General features: G+C 65.5%; 17 protein-coding genes. 8 read left to right on the forward strand and 9 right to left on the reverse strand.

The genetic code is table 11. The features are described from left to right. The first annotated feature begins 59 nt into the window (after positions 1-59). On the forward strand, positions 60-503 hold the full coding sequence (locus VA599_RS04690) for a hypothetical protein (protein ID WP_346787792.1): 444 nt from the start codon (positions 60-62) through the stop codon (positions 501-503). 49 nt (positions 504-552) lie between these two features. On the opposite strand, the gene ylqF is transcribed toward VA599_RS04690, so the two are convergent. The 7 genes from ylqF to VA599_RS04725 all read right to left on the reverse strand — a co-directional run bounded on the left by ylqF (position 553) and on the right by VA599_RS04725 (position 7,464). Further along, positions 553-1,494, reverse strand: coding sequence for a ribosome biogenesis GTPase YlqF (ylqF, locus tag VA599_RS04695; protein WP_021476099.1), 942 nt, complete (start codon positions 1,492-1,494; stop codon positions 553-555). Positions 1,495-1,497: 3 nt separating this feature from the next. After that, on the reverse strand, positions 1,498-1,710 hold the full coding sequence (locus VA599_RS04700; RefSeq protein ID WP_021476098.1) for a DUF3820 family protein: 213 nt from the start codon (positions 1,708-1,710) through the stop codon (positions 1,498-1,500). Positions 1,711-1,912: 202 nt separating this feature from the next. Next, a complete protein-coding gene (locus VA599_RS04705) occupies positions 1,913-2,257 on the reverse strand; it encodes a DUF4870 family protein (RefSeq protein ID WP_046158823.1) in 345 nt (114 codons plus the stop codon). A 14-nt stretch (positions 2,258-2,271) separates the two neighbouring features. Continuing rightward, complete coding sequence (locus VA599_RS04710) at positions 2,272-2,811, reverse strand: hypothetical protein (protein ID WP_346787793.1); 540 nt, start codon at positions 2,809-2,811, stop codon at positions 2,272-2,274. Between the two features lie 335 nt (positions 2,812-3,146). Then, positions 3,147-4,766 carry an electron transfer flavoprotein-ubiquinone oxidoreductase gene (locus tag VA599_RS04715; RefSeq protein ID WP_031295318.1) on the reverse strand — a complete coding sequence of 540 codons (1,620 nt, stop codon included), beginning with the start codon at positions 4,764-4,766 and terminating at the stop codon, positions 3,147-3,149. A gap of 102 nt (positions 4,767-4,868) precedes the next feature. After that, positions 4,869-6,059, reverse strand: coding sequence for a CaiB/BaiF CoA transferase family protein (locus VA599_RS04720; protein ID WP_021475080.1), 1,191 nt, complete (start codon positions 6,057-6,059; stop codon positions 4,869-4,871). Between the two features lie 217 nt (positions 6,060-6,276). After that, a complete protein-coding gene (locus VA599_RS04725; protein WP_346787794.1) occupies positions 6,277-7,464 on the reverse strand; it encodes an acyl-CoA dehydrogenase in 1,188 nt (395 codons plus the stop codon). Positions 7,465-7,596: 132 nt separating this feature from the next. Here VA599_RS04725 and VA599_RS04730 point away from each other — a divergent pair, with 132 nt between their 5' ends. Continuing rightward, a complete protein-coding gene (locus VA599_RS04730) occupies positions 7,597-8,367 on the forward strand; it encodes an IclR family transcriptional regulator (RefSeq protein WP_346787795.1) in 771 nt (256 codons plus the stop codon). A gap of 59 nt (positions 8,368-8,426) precedes the next feature. Here the strand turns inward: VA599_RS04730 and VA599_RS04735 are convergent, their stop codons facing one another. Both VA599_RS04735 and argB read right to left on the reverse strand, forming a co-directional pair. Next, positions 8,427-8,861, reverse strand: coding sequence for a CBS domain-containing protein (locus tag VA599_RS04735; protein ID WP_021474919.1), 435 nt, complete (start codon positions 8,859-8,861; stop codon positions 8,427-8,429). Positions 8,862-8,958: 97 nt separating this feature from the next. Continuing rightward, positions 8,959-9,828 (reverse strand): acetylglutamate kinase, encoded by an 870-nt coding sequence (gene argB / locus VA599_RS04740; protein ID WP_021474920.1) that lies wholly within the window; start codon positions 9,826-9,828, stop codon positions 8,959-8,961. Between the two features lie 177 nt (positions 9,829-10,005). On the opposite strand from argB, the gene VA599_RS04745 reads away from it, so the two are divergent. From VA599_RS04745 to gabD, 6 genes are all read left to right on the forward strand, one after another. After that, positions 10,006-10,671, forward strand: coding sequence for a TetR/AcrR family transcriptional regulator (locus tag VA599_RS04745; protein ID WP_021474921.1), 666 nt, complete (start codon positions 10,006-10,008; stop codon positions 10,669-10,671). Further along, positions 10,668-11,735, forward strand: coding sequence for an efflux RND transporter periplasmic adaptor subunit (locus VA599_RS04750; RefSeq protein WP_346787796.1), 1,068 nt, complete (start codon positions 10,668-10,670; stop codon positions 11,733-11,735). The genes VA599_RS04745 and VA599_RS04750 overlap by 4 nt, the downstream gene beginning before the upstream one ends. 10 nt (positions 11,736-11,745) lie before the next feature. Next, positions 11,746-14,835 (forward strand): efflux RND transporter permease subunit, encoded by a 3,090-nt coding sequence (locus tag VA599_RS04755; protein WP_346787797.1) that lies wholly within the window; start codon positions 11,746-11,748, stop codon positions 14,833-14,835. After that, positions 14,832-16,175: a TolC family outer membrane protein gene (locus VA599_RS04760; protein ID WP_346787798.1), complete on the forward strand. Its 1,344-nt coding sequence runs from the start codon at positions 14,832-14,834 to the stop codon at positions 16,173-16,175. The genes VA599_RS04755 and VA599_RS04760 overlap by 4 nt, the downstream gene beginning before the upstream one ends. Before the next feature lie 181 nt (positions 16,176-16,356). Beyond that, positions 16,357-17,622, forward strand: coding sequence for a 4-aminobutyrate--2-oxoglutarate transaminase (gene gabT / locus VA599_RS04765; protein ID WP_346787799.1), 1,266 nt, complete (start codon positions 16,357-16,359; stop codon positions 17,620-17,622). A gap of 72 nt (positions 17,623-17,694) precedes the next feature. Beyond that, positions 17,695-19,155 (forward strand): NADP-dependent succinate-semialdehyde dehydrogenase, encoded by a 1,461-nt coding sequence (gabD, locus tag VA599_RS04770; RefSeq protein ID WP_346787800.1) that lies wholly within the window; start codon positions 17,695-17,697, stop codon positions 19,153-19,155. Positions 19,156-19,751 lie beyond the last annotated feature (596 nt).

Here is a 19,751-nt window from a genome sequence, read left to right on the forward strand (position 1 = left end):
AGTCCCGGAAACAAACTGCCGATACTGACAGCGAAGGCAGATTCACCGGAGGCCCCGCCATGAGCATCAGTCAAACCGCGCAGATTTCCCTGGCCAGCGCCGCGCTGCTCAACGGCGGCGTCGTGCCATCCCCCGTGGTGCAAAACGGCAATGCCACGCCCGCGCTCGCCAGCGAAGCGGCCCAGCTGTCCCAGGACTCCAGCGCCATCGTGCTGCTGGGCGGCGGCAGCGGCAGCGACGTCTCCACCTACGACGCAGCCGGCCTGCTCAACGGCTTCGCCGCCGCCGGCACGCTGCAGGGCAGCCTTCTGAGTCCAAGCGACGGGGAGTCGGCGCAGGACAGCACCGATCAGCAGATCGTGTCGCAAACGCTGGGCGCCGCCGGCAGCGCCGGCTCCAGCCTGAACGGCAACTGGGCGACGATCCTGCAGAGCAATCCGGCGCTGGCCGGCGAAGCGGTGGCCGACAGCGCCAACGGCAGCATCGTCGACACCATCGCCTGACCCATCGCGCCGCCAATAAAAAAGCCCGGATGCTCCGGGCTTTTCAACATCAGCGGCTGCCTTGCTTGCGGCCTTCTTTCTCTTTCAGCTTCTCTTCCCGCAGAATGGCCCGCTCGGCGGCAAGCACCTTGGCGCGCTTCTCCCACTCCAACCATTCCGCCGGCCGCTCCAGCGTGATGCGGCCGGTCTGGCCGTCGCGGAAATCGGTCAGCACGATCTCGGCCGCCTTCTGCATATTGATGCGGCCGCCGGACAGCACCGCGCCGCGGCGCTTGCCGATCAGCTCCAGCGCCTGCCAGTCCTGCATGCCGTCCAGCGCCTCGACATCGAACTTGTAGCGGGCGGCCAGTTCGGCGCGGTAATGGAGCAGCAGGTATTTCAGCAGCTCCAGCGCCACTTCTTCCTCATCCATCGCGTTGCGGCCGACCGCGCCGCTGGCGGCCAGGTTGTAGCCGCCTTCTTCCACTTCGATCTTCGGCCACAACATGCCGGGGGTGTCGTACAGCTCGAAGTCGTCGGCCAGGATGATGCGCTGCTCGTTCTTGGTGACCCCCGGCATATTGCCGGTCTTGGCGATCTTGCGGCTGGACATGCTGTTGATCAGCGTGGACTTGCCGACGTTGGGAATGCCGCAGATCAGCACCCGCAACGGCTTCTCCAACCCGCTGCGGTTGGGCGCCAGCGCGCGGCAGGCGGCGATCAGCCGCTGCGCCGGCGCGCGCTCGCCGGCATCCATGCCCAGCGCTTCGGTCTGCTTCTTGGCGCGGTACCAGGCCAGCCACTGCTCGGTGATGGCCGGGTCGGCCAGATCCTGCTTGTTCAGTATCATCAGCCTGGGCTTGCCCTTGGCCATGCGCGCCAGCATCGGGTTGGCGCTGGACGCCGGCAGGCGGGCATCCAGCAGCTCGATGACGACGTCGATATCCTTCAGGCGCTCGGTGACATCCTTGCGCGCCTTGTTCATATGGCCGGGGAACCATTGGATTGCCATTGTTCAACGCTTTCTAATCGGGTCCAGCAGAAAAGTCAGACCATTGTGGTCCAGTTCGTGCATCAGTTGCAGCAAGCGGCCGATCTCGCCCGGCGGGAAACCCTCGCGGGCGAACCAGTTCAGGTAGTTACCCGGCAGATCGCAGATCAGCATGCCCTTGTGTTTGCCGAAGGGCATCGAGCGGGTGGTCAGGGAGAGCAGGTCTTCGGCTTGCATGATGGCAGGTATAGATGAGGTTGGGCATTGTGCCAAAGACGGCGGCTTGCTGCCAGGCTTGACCGGGGACAAGCAGCCGCCGGGTTTCGCTGCGCCGCCGTCGCCGGCGGTTTAGCATGGCGTCACAGCAATCCGCGCCGATCATCGGCCGCTTTTCCCGGTTCGCGCAGAGCCGTTTGCGGGCGCTTCGGCGCCCGCCTTTTCATTTCGCCGGCATGACCTTGCGGTCGTTGAAGTACAAGAATCCCTTCACCACGCGGTAGATGTACCACACCCACACCGCGAACAGCACCACGCCGCCCACCAGCATCCACAGCGTGGCGAAACCGACCACATAGCCCAGCAAAGCCAGCCAGAAGGTGCGGATCTGCCATTCGAAATGGCTTTCATACAGCGTGCCGCGCACATCGTCGCGCTTCACGTAGTTGATGATGACGCCGACCAGCGCGGTGACGCCGACCAGCAGGCTGACCGCCTGCAGGATGTACACCGCCAACGTCAGATTGTTCAGCTTGCGTTCATTCTCGTCGTGAAGCTCCAGCTCCATGGGCATGCTCCTGTTCATTGTTCAGACAGTTCGGCAAACCGCGCCGCCAATCGTTCGCGGCAACGCCGGCTGGCTTCGGCCACCCCGCCCCGCGGCAACGGATGCGCGCGCCAGCCGCGCAGCGCGCCAGGCTCGCGGCCCGCCGGTAACAGCACCGGCAGCGCCGGGGAAAACGCCACGCTCCGCGCCTTGGCCAGCCCGCCCGCGCGGCGGTTGGCTTCGTCCAGCAGCGCCAGCTCGTCCAGCGCCAGCTCCACCTGCTGCCACTCCAGCAGCAGAATGCGCGCCGCCAGCCAGTCGGCGGGCTCGGCGACGCGGTCCGGCGTCCGCCCTTGCGGCCAGCCTCGCGCCAGCGCCAGGCGCAATGCCAGCTCGCGGATTTCCGGCAGCAGCGCTTCGGACAGGCAGCCGCCGGCCGGCAGCCGCGGCGGCGGTCCGGGACGATAAGCCAGCGCCTCGCCGTCGGTCGCCAGGGCGACCGGGTACAGCGGCAGGTCCGCCTGGGTCAGGCTGCGGCTGGTGGCGAGTGAAAGGGCGTCGCTGACTTCGTTCATGGCACTGTCTCCTGGATAAAAGCTTGCCGCCGCTCCGGAGACCATTTGCTGTTTGAGACTGAAATGACAAATGCCGCCGGTATTCGGCGGCATGGTCGGTAATCTGCTCGACGGCTTCGCGTATCTCGCTGCCGAGCCTATCCCTGGCGCCGCCGGGAGGGGCGGTACCAATAATAGGCGTGGGCGAAAAACACGGTTTTTTCTAGCATGCCGTCCATGCTGCCAACGATGGCCGCCGCCGTCAAGCCGTTGTTTCGCAAGACTTGGCGGCGATCAAAACAAAAAGCCGGGTTTCCCGACGGAAAACCCGGCCCCTGGCGGCATCAAACGCCCGATCACATGTTCGGGTAGTTCGGCCCGCCGCCGCCTTCCGGCGTCACCCAGTTGATGTTCTGGGTCGGGTCCTTGATGTCGCAAGTCTTGCAGTGCACGCAGTTCTGCGCGTTGATCTGCAGCCGCGGCGCGCCTTCGTCCTGACCGACAATCTCGTACACGCCGGCCGGGCAGTAGCGCTGTTCTGGGGCGTCGTACTTGGCCAGGTTGACCGCGATCGGCACCGACGCGTCCTTCAGCGTCAAGTGCGCCGGCTGGTCTTCGCTGTGATTGGCGTTGGAGATGAACACCGACGACAGGCGGTCGAAGGTCAGCACGCCGTCCGGCTTGGGATAGGCGATCGGGCTGAATTCGTAGGCCGGGCGCAGCGCCTCGTTGTCGGCGTGCTTGTGATGCAGCGTCCACGGCGCGCGGCCGCGGAACAGGAAGGTGTCCAGAGCCGAGTAGATCATCGCCGGCCACAGGCCCCAGCGGAACGACGGGCGGATATTGCGCACCTTGTGCAACTCGTCGCGGACCCAGCTCTTCTGGAACTTGGCCGAGTAGGCCTTGGCCTCGCCGCCCTGCGCCTGCGCGTCGTCGCCCAGCAACTCGAACACCGCCTCCGCCGCCAGCATCGCCGACTTCATCGCGGTGTGGGTGCCCTTGATCTTGGGCACATTGAGGAAGCCGGCGGTGTCGCCGACCAGCACGCCGCCGGGGAAGGTCAGCTTGGGCAGGCTCTGCAGGCCGCCCTCGGTCAGCGCTCGCGCGCCGTAGGACACGCGGCGGCCGCCTTCGAAGGTCTTCTTGATCGCCGGATGAGTCTTGAAGCGCTGGAACTCCTCGAACGGCGACAGATAGGGATTCTGGTAATCCAGGCCGACGACGAAGCCGACCGCCACCAGATTGTCTTCCAGATGGTAGAGGAAGGAGCCGCCGTAGGTGGCGGTATCCATCGGCCAGCCGACGGTGTGGGTGATGTGGCCGGGCTGGTGGTTTTCCGGCTTCACTTCCCACAATTCCTTGATGCCGATGCCGAAAGTCTGCGGATCGGCTCCGTCGGTCAGACGGAAGCGCGACAACAGCCCCTTGGTCAGCGAGCCTCTACAGCCTTCGGCGAAGATGGTCTGCTTGGCCCACAGCTCCATGCCCGGCTCGCCTTCCTGGTCGCCGTTCTTGCCGGTACCGACATTGCCGGTGGCCACGCCCTTGACCGAGCCGTCCGCGTGGTACAGCACTTCGGCGGCGGCGAAGCCCGGGTAGATCTCCACGCCCAGGCTCTCGGCCTGCTGGCCCAGCCAGCGGCAGAAGTTGCCCAGGCTGACGATGTAGTTGCCCTTGTTGTGCATCTGCGGCGGGGTGGGCAGCTGGATGGACTCGGTCTCGGTCAGGTAGAGGAAACGGTCCGACAGCGCCGGCGTGTTCAGCGGCGCGTCCAGTTCCTTCCAGTTGGGCAGCAGTTCGGCCAGCGCGCCGGTTTCGATCACCGCGCCGGACAGGATGTGGGCGCCGATCTCGGAACCCTTCTCCAGCAGACAGACGCTGATGTCGCGGCCCTGCTCGGCCGCCAGTTGTTTCAGACGGATCGCCGCGGACAGGCCGGAAGGGCCGCCGCCGACGATCACCACGTCGTATTCCATGTATTCGCGTTGCACCGTTTCTCCTTTGCGCCCGCTGGGACGGGTTTGATTTTCCGGACATCATGCTATGAAGATGTCACGTCGTCAAAATCAAACAAGCGTTTAAACGGTGCCATTGTTGCGCAATGCGACAATGTCCGAATCCACATAACCCAGCGCGCGCAAGATCTGCTCAGTATGTTCTCCCAGAGCGGGAGGGGCTAGATTGTACTCGACCGGCGTGCCGGAAAGTTTGATCGGACACCCTACCAGCGGCACTTGCTGTCCGGCGGCGTCGCGCATTTCCAGTTCCATTTCCCGCGCCTGCGCCTGCGGGTCGGCGAATGCCTCGGCCACGTTGTTGATCGGGCCGCAGGGCACGCCGGCCTTGTCCAGCGCCGACAGCCAGTAGTCGCGTCCATGGTGGCGGAAGGCCTGAGCCAACAACGGCACCAGTTGCACGCGATGGGCCACGCGCTGCGGATTGGTCGCGTAGCGCGGATCGCGCGCCCACTGCGCCTGGCCGACCAGCCGGCAGACTTCGGCGAACTGCTTGTCGTTGCCGCAGGCCAGGATGAAGTGGCCGTCGGAGGCGGCGAACACCTGGTAGGGCACGATGTTGGCGTGGGCGTTGCCCAGCCGAGGCGGCACATTATGCCCGACCAGCCAGTTGGAGGCGACATTGGCCAGCATCGCCAGCGAGCAGTCGAACAAGGCCATGTCGATGTGCTGGCCGGCGCCGCTGCGCTCGCGGGCGATCAGCGCCGCCTGCACCGCGTTGGCGGCGTACAGGCCGGTGAACAGGTCCGACACCGCCACGCCCACCTTGTGCGGCTCGCCGTCGGCCGGGCCGGTGATGCTCATCAGGCCGGACATGCCCTGCACGATGTAGTCGTAGCCGGCCAGGCTGGCGTAAGGACCGGTCTGGCCGAAACCGGTGATCGAGCAGTACACCAGCTTGGGATTGACGGTCTTCAGGCTGTCGTAATCCAGCCGGTACTTCTTCAGCCCGCCCACCTTGTAGTTCTCCAGCACCACGTCGGCGTCGGCCACCAGCTTGCGCACGATATCCTGGCCGGCCGGCTGGGAGATGTCCACCGTCAGCGAGCGCTTGCCGCGGTTGGTGCACAGGAAATAGGCGGCCTTGCCGTCCGGCAGGCTGGGCGGCGCCCATTGCCGGGTGTCGTCGCCGCTGCCCGGCTTCTCTATCTTGATCACTTCCGCGCCCAGATCGGCCAACAGCTGGCTCGCCCACGGCCCCGCCAGCACCCGGCTCAGATCCACCACCTTGATACCCGACAACGCTCCTGCCATCGCGCTTCCCTCCCCCGCTCGGATGTCGATGATGCCGCCCGTTCGCGGCGCTCGCCGCCGCACGGCGCTTTCAGTGTAGCAATCGCTGATATTCCAGACACCGTCCCTTATCCGGCTCGCAATGCGTTCCGGCAAAAAAAGTGGCCCGGCGAGGCCGGGCCAACAAAGGACAGACAGGAATCAACGGCGCGGCCGGCCCTCCGGCCGCACCGGCTTATCAGGCAAATGCCTGAATACCGGTCTGGGCTCGGCCCAGAATCAGGGCATGCACGTCATGCGTGCCCTCGTAAGTGTTGACCGCCTCCAGATTCATCACATGGCGGATCACATGGAATTCGTCGCTGATGCCGTTGCCGCCATGCATGTCGCGGGCAACGCGGGCGATATCCAGCGCCTTGCCGCAGTTGTTGCGCTTGATCAGCGAGATCATTTCCGGCGCGGCGCGGCCTTCGTCCATCAGCCTGCCCACCTGCAGCGCGGCCTGCAGGCCCAGCGCGATCTCGGTCTGCATATTCGCCAGCTTCAGCTGGATCAGCTGGTTGGCTGCCAGCGGCCGGCCGAACTGCCGGCGGTCCAGCGTGTACTGGCGGGCGGCGTGCCAGCAGAACTCCGCTGCGCCCATCGCGCCCCAGGCGATGCCGTAGCGCGCCTTGTTCAGGCAGCCGAACGGTCCCTTCAGTCCCTTGACGCCGGGCAGCTGCTGCTCGTCCGCCACCAGCACGTCGTCCATCACGATTTCGCCGGTGATGGACGCGCGCAGGGAAAACTTGCCGTGGATAGCCGGAGCGGACAGGCCCTTCATGCCCTTCTCCAGGATGAAGCCGCGAATCTCGTCGTCGTCATCCTTGGCCCAGACCACGAACACGTCGGCGGCCGGGCTGTTGGTGATCCACATCTTGCTGCCGGACAGCAGATAGCCGCCATCCACCTTGCGGGCGCGGGCCTTCATGCTGGCGGGGTCGGAGCCGGAATCCGGCTCGGTCAGGCCGAAACAGCCCAGCCATTCGCCGCTGGCGAGCTTGGGCAGATACTTGTCCTTCTGCGCGTCGGAGCCGTAGGCCCAGATCGGGTGCATCACCAAGGACGACTGCACGCTCATCGCCGAGCGGTAGCCGGAATCCACCCGCTCCACCTCGCGCGCCACCAGGCCGTAGGCGACATGCGACAGGCCGGCGCAGCCGTAGCCTTCTATCGTGCAGCCGAGGAAGCCCAGCTCGCCCATCTCGTTGATGATTTCGCGATCGAAGCGCTCTTCGCGGTTGGCGGTCAGCACCCGCGGCAGCAGCCGCTCCTGGCAATACTCGTGCGCGCTCTGCTGCACCAGCCGCTCCTCATCGGTCAACTGGTTCTGCAACAGCAAGGGATCTTCCCAAGCGAACGAGGCGCGCTGCGTGGATGCTGCCATCTGCTTTCTCCCACTTAGTTCCGCATTGCGGAATTAGATTTCACCATGCAGAATAGACTAAACACTCTGCCGCGCGCTTGTAAAGCGATTTACCTGTCATGCGGCAAATTCTTTGCCGCAATGGGGAACAGGATGCAACAGGAAGAAGACCGCCAATTCGTCACCGCGCTGGCGCGCGGCCTGGAGGTGCTGGCGGCGTTCCGCCCCGGCGAGGGCGCGCTGTCCAACCAGGAACTGGCGCGCCGCACCGGGCTGCCCAAGTCCACCGTGTCGAGACTGAGCTACACCCTGACTAAGCTGGGCTATCTGCAACAGGAAGGGGAAGGCGGCCAATACAAGCTGGGGCTGGCGCTGCTGGCGCTGGGATCGGCGGCGCTGGCCGGCTACGACGCGCGCGCGGCGGCCGCGCCGCTGATGCGCGAGTTCGCGCTGGCCAACAATGTGTCGGTCAGCCTGGCGCTGCGCGACGGCAGCGACATGGTGTATCTGGAAACCTGCCGCAGCCAGGCCCGGGTGTCGGTGCAGCTGTCCACCGGCTCTCGGGTGCCGCTGGCCACCACGGCGATCGGCCGCGCCTACTTCGCCGGCCTGCCGCCGCAGGAGCGCGAGGCGCTGCTGCCGCTCCTGGCCGAGCGCTACCGCGGCGACTGGCCGGCGCTGCACTCGCGGCTGCTGCAGGCCTGCGCCGACTACGGCGTCCACGGCTACACCGCGTCCTTCGGCGAATACGAGCCCGACGTGATGGCGGTGGGCATCCATCTGCCGGCGCTGCTGCCCGGCCAACCGGCGATGGCGCTCAATGCCAGCGGCCCGGCCTTCGCCTTCGACGAGCCGGCGATGCGCGAGCGCGTGGCGCCGGCCTTGCGCGCGCTGCGCCAGCGCATCGCGCCGATGCCCGCCTGAGCGCGCCAACGACAACGGCCCGCTTCTCGGCGGGCCGTCGGCTGGATTGCGTAGTGGAATCAGGCGGACTGGATGTAATGGACCAGGTGGTTGATCACCTGCTCCTGCTCTTCTATGGTCGCCCGCACCAGATCGCCGATGGACAGGATGCCCAGCACGGTCTGATCCTCCATCACCGGCAGATGGCGGATGCGCTTCTCGGTCATCAGCGCCCGGCACTCGTCCAGCGTCTGCTGGGGCGTCACGTACACCACGCGGCTGGTCATGATGTCGCGCACCTTGGTCCCGGCCGAGGTCCGCCCCTGCAGCACGATGCGGCGGGCGTAGTCGCGTTCGGAAAAGATGCCGACGATGTCGCCGGACTCCATCACCAGCACCGCGCCGATGTCGTTTTCCGCCATCACCTGCAGCGCTTGGAACACGGTACTGTCCGGCGTCACGTATACCAGGGCCCGGTTGGGCTTGCTCTCCAGAAATTGCTTCACGGTCTGCATGCTGCCTCCCCTTGTGAGCCGCCGCGGCTACGCGCGCGGCATGCCATAACTATAGACCACAGCCGCCGCCGGCTCCACGCCTCCCGGACAGCCGGCCTCAGGCGCGGATCATGGTGCCGACGCCGGCCGCGGTGAGGATTTCCAGCAACAGCGCGTGCTTGACGCGGCCATCGATGATGTGGACCGCCTGCACGCCGTTCTTGGCGGCGTCCAGCGCCGAACTGATCTTGGGCAGCATGCCGCCGGAGATGGTGCCGTCGGCGAACAGCTCGTCGATGCGCTGCGCGGTCAGTCCGGTCAGCAACTGGCCCTGCTTGTCCAGCACGCCCGGGGTATTGGTCATCAGCACCAGCTTTTCCGCCTTCAGCGTCTCGGCCAGCTTGCCGGCCACCAGGTCGGCGTTGATGTTGTAGGCCTCGCCGTCGACGCCGACGCCGATCGGCGCCACCACCGGAATAAAGTCCTGGCTGTCCAGCAGCGACACCAGCGACGGGTCGATGGATTCGATCTCGCCGACCTGGCCGATGTCCACCGCCTCGTCGCCGTCAGTCTTCAGGAACAGCTTGCGGGCGCGGATGAAGTGGCCGTCCTTGCCGGTCAGGCCCACCGCCTTGCCGCCGTGCTTGTTGATCAGCGACACGATCTCCTTGTTCACCAGGCCGCCCAGCACCATTTCCACCACTTCCATGGTTTCGGCGTCGGTGACGCGCATGCCCTGGACGAACTCCCCCTGCTTGCCGACCCGCGCCAGCAAGTCGTTGATCTGCGGGCCACCGCCGTGCACCACCACCGGATTCATCCCCACCAGCTTCAGCAGCACCACGTCCTTGGCGAAGCCTTCCTTCAACGCTTCGTCTGTCATCGCGTTGCCGCCGTACTTGATCACGATGGTCTTGCCGGCGAACTGGCGGATGTAAGGCAGGGCCTCGGCCAGGATGTTCGCCTTCTCGGCTGCGTCTGTTGCCACTTCATTTCTCCTTGCTAGCGGATCGCTTTCGCCCTCTTAACGGCTGGCCGGCGATTTCGGATTACGGTGTTGCATTTTAATCACGCCAATTGCTGAACTGTGATTTATTAATTGCCCGCTCCTGACCAAAAGGCCTACAGTGCCGACATTACTGAACAAGCATTCAGAAAGACCGACATGGGAGAAACCGGCTCCAGCCGCTGGCAGCGCAAGAAGGACGCCAGGCCCAGCGAGATCCTGGACGCAGCGCTGACGCTGTTCGTCGAAAAAGGCTATCTCGCCACCAAGATGGAAGACATCGCCCGCGCCGCCGGCGTCACCAAAGGCACGCCGTATCTGTATTTCCAGAACAAAGAAGAGATCTTCAAGGCGGTGGTGCGCGAAACCATCGTCGCCCGCGTCCACGCGATGAGCGCGCAGCTGGCCCAGCTGCACGGCATAGGCAGCAGCGAGCTGCTGTTCCTGGCGCTGGAGGACTGGTGGACCCACATCGGCTCCACCCGCGCCGCCGGCCTGTGCAAGCTGATGGCGGCCGAGGCCACCAACTTCCCGGATCTGACCCGCTTCTATTACGACGAAGCCATCCTGCCGGCGCGCCAGCTGCTCGGCCACATCATCCAGCGCGGCATGGACAGCGGCGAGTTCCGCCCGGTCCACCTCGACTACGCGATCGACGCGCTGACCGCGCCGATGATGATGACCATGATCCTCAGCCACTCCTTCGCCCTGGTGCCCGGCTGTTGCGACACCCTAAAGGACAATCCGCTCGAATTCCTCAAGACCTCGCTGCGGCTGACGCTGCAAGGCATGCACCAGCCCGCGCCCCAGGACGCCCGCACATGAAATCCATCCTCCCCCTCGCCCTGCCGCTCATCGCCGCGCTGGGCCTGTCCGCCTGCAAGGACCAGGCGGCCGCGCCGGAAGACATCCGTCCGGTGCGATACATGACAGCCGGCGGCAACGCTGAAATCGGCGGCGACAGCTACGCCGGCGAAATCCGCGCCCGCCACGAAACCCAGCTCGCCTTCCGCGTGGCCGGCAAGGTGGTCGCCAAGCTGGTCAACAGCGGCGAACGCGTGAAGAAGGGCCAGCCGCTCGCGCAGCTGGATCCCAGCGACTACCAGCTGGACCTGGCGGCCAAGCAGGCGCAGCTGGCGGCTGCCGAATCCGATCTCGCCCAGCAGCAGCTCAACCTGAAGCGCTACCGCGAGCTGCTGGCCAAGCAGTTCATCAGCCAGGCCCAGGTAGACGGACAGCAGAACGGCGTCAACGCCGCCCAGGCCAAGGTCAGCCAGGCGCGCGCCGCGCTGTCCGCCAGCCGCAACCAGACCGGCTACGCGACCCTGACGGCCGACGCCGACGGCGTGGTCAGCCAGATGCAGGCCGAGCCCGGCCTGGTGGTGGCCGCCGGCCAGCCGGTGGCCCGGCTGTCGCAGGACGGCGCGCGCGAAATCGCCATCCAGGTGCCGGAAAACGCGCTGGAGGCGGTGCGCCGGGCCGGCGCATTCCGCGTGACGCTGTGGAAGGGCGGCGCGCCGCTGGAGGGCAAGCTGCGCGAGCTGGCCGCCGACGCCGATCCAGCCACCCGCACTTATCCGGCGCGGATCGCGCTGGCCGGCGACAGCCACGCGCTGCAACTGGGCATGACCGCCACCGCCACCCTGCCCGCCCGCGCCAGCGGCGAGCTCAAGCTGCCGTTGACCGCGCTGCTAGACCTGCAGGGCAAGCAATACGTGTGGACGATAGACGGCCAGAGCCTGCGCGTCAGCCGCAAGCCGGTGACGGTGGCGTCGATAGACGACAGCGGCGCCGTCATCGCCTCGGGCGTCCGCCCGGGCGACAAGGTGGCCACCGCCGGCGTACATCTGCTGCGCGAAGGCCAGCACGTCAAGCTGCTGGAACAATGAGGACGCGCCGATGAAGAAACTCAATCTGTCCGAATGGGCGCTGGGCCATCAGGCGCTGGTGCGCTATCTGATGATCATGCTGATGCTGGCCGGCGGCTGGGCCTATACCCAGCTGGGCCAGAAGGAGGATCCGGAATTCACCTTCAAGGCGATGCTGGTGCAGGCCAACTGGCCCGGCGCCACCACGCTGGAAATGGAACAGCAGGTCACAGACAAGCTGGAGGAAAAGCTGCAGGAGATGGGCGAGATCGACTACGTGCAGAGCTACACCAAACCGGGCGAAAGCCTGATGGTGGTGTCGCTGCGCGAGGACGTGCCGCCCAAGAACGTGCCGCAACTGTGGTACCAGGTGCGCAAGAAGCTGGGCGACATCGCCTACACGCTGCCGTCCGGCGTGCAGGGGCCTTTCTTCAACGACGAGTTCGGCGATACCTTCGGCAACATCTACGCCTTCAGCGGAGACGGCTTCAGCTACGAGGAGCTGCGCCAGTACGCGGAGGCGGCCAAGAAAGAACTGCTGCGCACGCCGGACGTGGCCAAGGTGCAGATGCTGGGCAAGCAGGACCAGCGCATCTACGTCGACCTGTCCAGCGCCAAGCTAGCCAGCCTGGGCCTCGACAGCCGCGCCATCTGGCAGGCGCTGCAGCAGCAGAACGCGATGACGCCGGCCGGCACCTTCGAAACTGCCAGCGACCGCATCTGGGTACGCCCCACCGGCAAGTACGATTCGGTGGCGGCCGTGGCCGCGACGCCGGTCAGCGCGGGCGGCCGCACCTTCAAGCTGGGCGACATCGCCGCGGTCTCCCGCGGCTACATCGACCCGCCGGCCACCAGCGTGCGCTTCAACGGCAAGCCGGTGCTGGCGCTGGCCATCAGCATGAAGAGCGGCGGCGACGTGCTGAAGCTGGGCGCCAACCTGGACCAGGCCATCGCCCGCATCAAAGGCAAGCTGCCGCTGGGCGTGGAGATCCACGCGGTGTCCGACCAGCCCAAGGTGGTGCACGACGCGGTGGGCGAGTTCATGCGCTCGCTGGTGGAGGCGGTGGTGATCGTGCTCGCCGTCAGCTTCTTCAGCCTGGGCCTGCGCACCGGGGTGGTGGTGGCGCTGTCCATCCCGCTGGTGCTGGCGATGACCTTCCTCGCCATGTACTTCTTCAATATCGACTTGCAGCGCATCTCGCTGGGCTCGCTGATCATCGCGCTGGGCCTGTTGGTGGACGACGCCATCATCGCGGTGGAAATGATGGCGCTGAAGCTGGAACAGGGCTGGAACAAGTTCCAGGCCGCCACCTACGCCTATACCAGCACCGCCTTCCCGATGCTGACCGGCACGCTGATCACCGCCGCCACCTTCCTGCCGGTGGGCCTGGCCAAATCGATGGCCGGCGAGTACGTGTTCAGCCTGTTCGCCGTGGTGGGCATCGCACTGGTGCTGTCGTGGATCGTCGCCGTGGTGTTCACGCCCTACCTGGGCTACAAGCTGCTGCCCTCCCACGCGCATCACGGCGAGCAGCACGACGTCTACCAGAAGCCGTTCTACCGCCGCTTCCGCGCGCTGGTGGCCTGGTGCCTGGACTACCGCAAGACCGTGATCGCCTTCACCCTGGGCGCCTTCATCTTGTCGCTGCTGGCGTTCAAGCTGTTCGTCGCCCAGCAGTTCTTCCCTTCATCCAACCGGCCGGAGCTGATGGTGGACATGTGGCTGCCGCGCGGCGCCAGCTACCACGCCACGCTGGAGCAGGTGGAAAAGATGGAGAAGCTGGCCCGCGCCGACGCCAACGTGGTCAGCGTCACCAGCTACGTCGGCAGCGGCAGCCCGCGCTTCTACCTGCCGCTGGACCAGCAGCAGCAGCACGTCAACTACGCGCAGCTGATGGTGATGACCCGCGACGAACACGTGCGCGAAGACGTGAAGAAGCGGCTGGAGAAAATCTTCGACAACGACTTCCCGCTGGTGCGCGGCCGCGTCACCCGGCTGGAGAACGGCCCGCCGGTCGGCTACCCGGTCCAGTTCCGCGTGATGGGCCCGGAGCACGGCCAGGTGCGCAAGATCGCCGACCAGGTGGAGGCGCTGGTGCGCAAGCAGCCGTCGACGCTGCACGTCAACCAGAACTGGGGCGAGCAGGTCAAGGCGCTGCGGATAGACATCGACCAGGACAAGGCCAGCGCGCTGGGCCTCAGCTCACAACAGCTGTCGCAGCAGCTGCAGATGCTGATTTCCGGCTCAAGCGTCAGCGCCTACCGCGAGGGCGACCAGAGCATCGCCATCGTCGCCCGCCTCAATCCGGGCGAGCAGAAGAACGTCGCCGGCCTGGGCAATCTGATGGTGCAGACCGGCAGCGGCCGCTTCGTGCCGGTGTCGCAGATCGGCCACGTCCGCTACGAGCCGGAGGAAGGCATCATCTGGCGCCGCAACCGCCTGCCGGCGATCACCGTCAGCGCCGACGTGATGGACGGCGTGCAGGGCGCGGACGTGTCCGGCCAACTGTGGCCGCAGATGCAAGCGCTGGAGCGCACACTGCCGCTGGGCTACCACATCGAGGTCGGCGGCACGCTGGAATCCAGCGGCAAGTCGCAAAAGGCGATCGCCGCGGTCGCGCCTCTGATGATTGTTGTAGTTCTGACACTCCTGATGCTGCAGTTGCAAAGCTTCCAGCGCACGCTGATGGTGGTGCTCACCGCGCCGCTCGGCATGATAGGCGTCACCCTGACGCTGATCTTGTTCCGCGCGCCTTTCGGCTTCGTCGCGATGCTGGGCGTGATCGCGCTGTCGGGCATGATCATGCGCAACTCGGTGATCCTGGTGGACCAGATCGAACACGACATCCGCGAGGGCATAGACCGCTTCGAGGCCATCGTCGGTTCCACCGTGCGCCGCTTTAGGCCCATAATGCTGACGGCATTGGCCGCCATTTTGGCAATGATTCCATTGACCCGCAGCACGTTCTGGGGTCCGATGGCGGTCGCCATCATGGGAGGGCTGCTGGTCGCCACCGTGCTGACCCTGCTGTTCCTGCCGGCGCTGTACGCCCAATGGTTCCGCGTCGGACGAAATGAACAGCGGCTCTCCGCCCAACCGCAAGAACAAGAGCACAAATGAAGAATCACCGCCTCCCCCTCATCGCCACCCTGCTGATGTTAGGCGCCGCGCTGCCCGTCCAGGCATTCGATCTGGTCGGCGCCTGGCAGGCCGCCCGCGACTACAACGCCGACTTCGCCGCCGCCCGCGCCCAGCGCGACGCCGGCCAGGAAAAGGCGGTGCAGGGCCGCAGCCAGTTGCTGCCGCAGGCCAGCCTCAGCGGCAACTACAACTACAACAACCCGCTGCAGCCCAAGACGACGCAAGACGCCAATGGCCGGCCGGTTTCCGACATGCATTACGAAAACCACGGCTACAGCGTCAATATGCAGCAGCCGCTTTTCGACGTAGGCAAGTACACCGGCTACAAGAAGGGCAAGATCGGCACCGAACTGGCCGACACCACCTTCGACGCCGCCGAGCAACAGCTGATCCTGGACATCTCCCAGGCCTATTTCGACGTGCTGCGCGCCCAGGACACCCTGGCCGCCACCCGCGCCAGCAAGAAGACCTATCAAAACCTGCTGGAGCAGGCCAAGACCGCGTTCGAGGTCGGCACCGCCACCATCACCGACACCCACGAGGCGCAAGCCGGCTACGACGGCGCGGTGGCGCAGGAGATCAGCGACGCCAACAATCTGGAGCTGGCGCAGAACAATCTGAAACGCCTGACCGGTCTGGAGCCGGCCGGCATCCAGACAGTGCGCGACCAACTTCCGCTGGTGCCGCCCAAGCCCGCCGGCCTTGACGCCTGGGTGGACATGGCTCAGCGCAACAGCCTGAAGATCAAGGGCGCCGAGCAGAACCTGCAGCTGGCCGAGCAGACCATCACCGAGAAGCGCGGCAACCACCTGCCCACGGTCAACCTCACCGCCGGCTACAGCGACAACATCAGCAACCAGCCTGGCACCCTGCCCAGCGCGCAGCATACCCGCGGCAGCCAGGTGGGCGTCACCGTCACCCTGCCCCTGTTCGCCGGCGGCGGCATCAACTCCCAGGTGCGCGAAGCCGTGGCCCTGCGCGACGCCGCGCGCGACCAGCTGGAGTCCACCCGCCGCCAGGTGAAGGAGGACGTGCGCAAGGCCTTTCTGGGCGTGACCAACGGCGCGGCGCTGGTGCGCGCGCAGCAACAGCTGCTGGTATCGGCCAAGAGCAAGGTGGAATCCACCCGCCTGGGCAAGGAAGTGGGCATCCGCACCAGCATCGACCTGCTGCAAGCCGAGCAGGCCTACTACACCGCTCTCACCACGCTGGCCAACGCCAAATACAGCTATCTGACCGCGCGCCTGGCGCTGGCCCAATCCGCCGGCCAGTTGCAGCCGGACACGCTGGGCGAGGTGAACCAGCTGATCGTGCGCTGAGCCCAAACACCTCCCGATGAAACGCCTGTGCCGCTTCCGCCACAGGCGTTTAATTTTTTAATGCATCTGTAGCTTTTTGCTAAACACCCTCATAGAATGATCCGCTGACGCGCCGGCCATCCCGACGCCATATCGACCCGCCGCGGCGGCGCCACGATCGCCCGGCCCCGAGGAGATTTCCATGAGCCAGCAGCAACTGATGCAACGCAAATCCGACGCCACCCCGCGCGGCGTCGGCGTGATGTGCAGTTTCTTCGCCGACCGCGCCAAGAACGCGGAAGTGTGGGATACCGAGGGCCGTCGCTACATCGACTTCGCCGGCGGCATCGGCGTGCTCAACACCGGCCACCTGCACCCGAAAGTGGAAGCCGCGGTGGCGGAGCAGCTGTCCCGCTTCAGCCACACCTGCTACCAGGTGGTGCCCTATGAGTCCTACATCAGCCTGGCGGAAAAGCTCAACCAGCTGACGCCGGGCAGCCACGCCAAGAAGACCGCCCTGTTCACCACCGGCGCCGAAGCGGTGGAAAACGCGGTGAAGATCGCCCGCGCCGCCACCGGCCGCCCCGGCGTGATCGCCTTCGGCGGCGCCTTCCACGGCCGCACGCTGATGGGCATGGCGCTGACCGGCAAGGTGGCGCCGTACAAGCTGGGCTTCGGCCCCTTCCCCTCCGACGTCTACCACGCGCCGTACCCGAACGCGCTACACGGCGTGTCGGTACAGGACTCGCTGGCCGGCCTGGAAAAACTGTTCAAGTTCGACATCGACCCGGCGCGCGTCGCCGCCATCATCTATGAGCCGGTGCAGGGCGAAGGCGGTTTCTACGCCGCGCCGGCCGAATGGGTGAAGGCGCTGCGCGCGCTGTGCGACCGCCACGGCATCCTGTTGATCGCCGACGAGGTGCAAACCGGCTTCGCCCGCACCGGCAAGCTGCTAGCCAGCGAGCATTTCGACGCGGTGCCGGACCTGATCACCATGGCCAAATCGCTGGCCGGCGGCTTTCCGCTGTCCGCCGTCACCGGCCGCGCCGAAGTGATGGACGCGCCGGCGCCGGGCGGCCTGGGCGGCACCTATGCCGGCAATCCGCTGGCGCTGGCGGCCGCGCACGCGGTGCTGGATGTGATCGAGAGCGAGAAGCTGAACGAGCGCGCCCAGCGCCTGGGCGACTCGCTGAAGGAAAAGCTGAACAGCCTCAAATCCGCCGTGCCGCACATCGCCGAAGTTCGCGGCCTGGGCGCGATGATCGCCGTCGAATTCAACCAGTCTGGCAGCCATCAGCCTGATCCCGACTTCGCCAAGAAAGTGCAGCAGCACGCCTTGGCCAACGGCCTGATCCTGCTGACCTGCGGCGTCTACGCCAATGTGGTGCGCTTCCTGTTCCCTCTGACCATCGAAGACAACATCTTCGCCGAGGCGCTGGGCAAGCTGGAAGCGGCGCTGAAAGCCTGATCGACTGACACTCCCCAATGCGAGCGGCCCCGCCTGACGGCGCGTCCGCTCGTTTGTACAAGGAACACCCCAATGCTGAATCTGCAAGACGCCAAGCTGCTGCGCCAGCAATGCTATCTGGACGGCCAATGGCTGGACGCCGACAGCGGCCAGTCCATCGCCGTGCAAAACCCGGCCACCGGCGAAACCGTAGGCCAAGTGCCGAAGATGGGCGCAGCCGAAGCCGAGCGCGCGGTCGCCGCCGCCGCCCGCGCCTTCCCGGCCTGGAAGGCCAAGAGCGCCAAGGAACGCGCAGCCATTCTGCGCCGCTGGTTCGACCTGATCATCGCCCATCAGCAAGACCTGGCAGTGATCCTGACCACCGAGCAAGGCAAGCCGCTGGCCGAGGCCAAGGGCGAGATCGCCTACGGCGCCAGCTATATCGAGTGGTATGCCGAGGAAGCCAAGCGCGTCTACGGCGACATCGTGCCCGGTCCGGCCGGCGACCGCCGCGTGCTGGTGACCAAGGAGCCGATAGGCGTCACCGCCGCCATCACGCCGTGGAACTTCCCCAGCGCGATGATCACCCGCAAGGCCGCGCCGGCCCTGGCCGCCGGCTGCACCATGGTGGTCCGCCCGGCCAGCCAGACGCCGCTGTCGGCGCTGGCTCTGGCCGAATTGGCCGAGCGCGCAGGCATCCCGCCGGGCGTGTTCTCCGTCATCACCGGCGGCTCCAGCGAAATCGGCGCGGTGCTGACCGGCAGCGATGCGGTGAAGAAGTTCTCCTTCACCGGCTCCACCGAAGTCGGCCGCAAGCTGATCGCCCAGTGCGCGGGCACGGTGAAGAAGGTATCGATGGAGCTGGGCGGCAACGCGCCCTTCATCGTATTCGACGACGCCGACCTGGACGCCGCGGTGGAAGGCGCCCTGATCTCCAAATACCGCAACGCCGGCCAGACCTGCGTCTGCGCCAACCGCATCTACGTGCAGGACGGCGTCTACGACGCCTTCGCCGAAAAGTTCGCCGCCGCCGTCGCCACCTTGAAAGTGGGCAACGGCCTGGAGGCCGGCGTCAGCCAGGGGCCGCTGATCGACCACAACGCGGTGGCCAAGGTGGAAGAGCACATCGCCGACGCGCTGGCCAAGGGCGGCAAGCTGATCGCCGGCGGCAAGCGCCACCCGCTCGGCCACACCTTCTTCGAGCCGACGCTGATAGCCGACGTCACCAGCGACATGAAGGTGGCCCGCGAGGAAACCTTCGGCCCGCTGGCCCCGCTATTCCGCTTCAAGACCGAAGAGGAGGCGATCCGCCTCGCCAACGACACCGAATTCGGCCTGGCCAGCTACTTCTACGCCCGCGACGTCGGCCGCATCTTCCGCGTCGCAGAAGGCCTGGAGTACGGCATGGTCGCGGTCAACAGCGGCCTGCTGTCCAACGAGGCGGCGCCGTTCGGCGGCGTCAAGCAATCCGGCCTGGGACGCGAAGGCTCCAAGTACGGCATTGAGGATTATCTGGAAATCAAATACGTGCTGCTAGGCGGTCTGGATCGCTGAGCCAATCGTCAACATTCGGCATGCAAAAGGCCATCTTCATGATGGCCTTTTTTGTTTCCCAATAAACTTTATTCAGCACTAACCCCCGCCCCGTCTGGCCCTATCCAAAGCCAAACGCTCATGCTCCTCATCACCCGGCTCCCACCCATCACGCTTCAACTCACGATATAGACGCTGATAAGTTTCCTCTTCATATTCCGGCGTGCATATATTCACTTCACTTGGCCGCCAATTTACCCGAGCCCTCCAACCATCGATATATTTCGGCATAGCATCACCGTGATATTCACCACAGGTATGCTTTACTTCATGACGCAAATCACGAACTGCAGAATGTTTGGCGATTAAAACTCGAGCCCAACGCATGTCTTGATCGAAGCTGGTACAGCCTTGCATAAATTGAATCGCCCCGGCTTCTCTAGACACTCTTGAGCCGTTGGAAATATTGCTTCTCAAACTCTACCGGCGATAGCCCATTTGCGGAACCATGCCGACGTTTCGGGTTGTAGAACATCTCGATGGTCTGTCCCGATCCCCATGGACACTAACTTAAGGTGGATAATCCCCACCAAGGAGCAGTGTTCATGACCAAGACC

Source organism: Chromobacterium indicum (genome assembly GCF_039708975.1).
GTDB classification, from domain to species: Bacteria; Pseudomonadota; Gammaproteobacteria; order Burkholderiales; family Chromobacteriaceae; genus Chromobacterium; species Chromobacterium piscinae.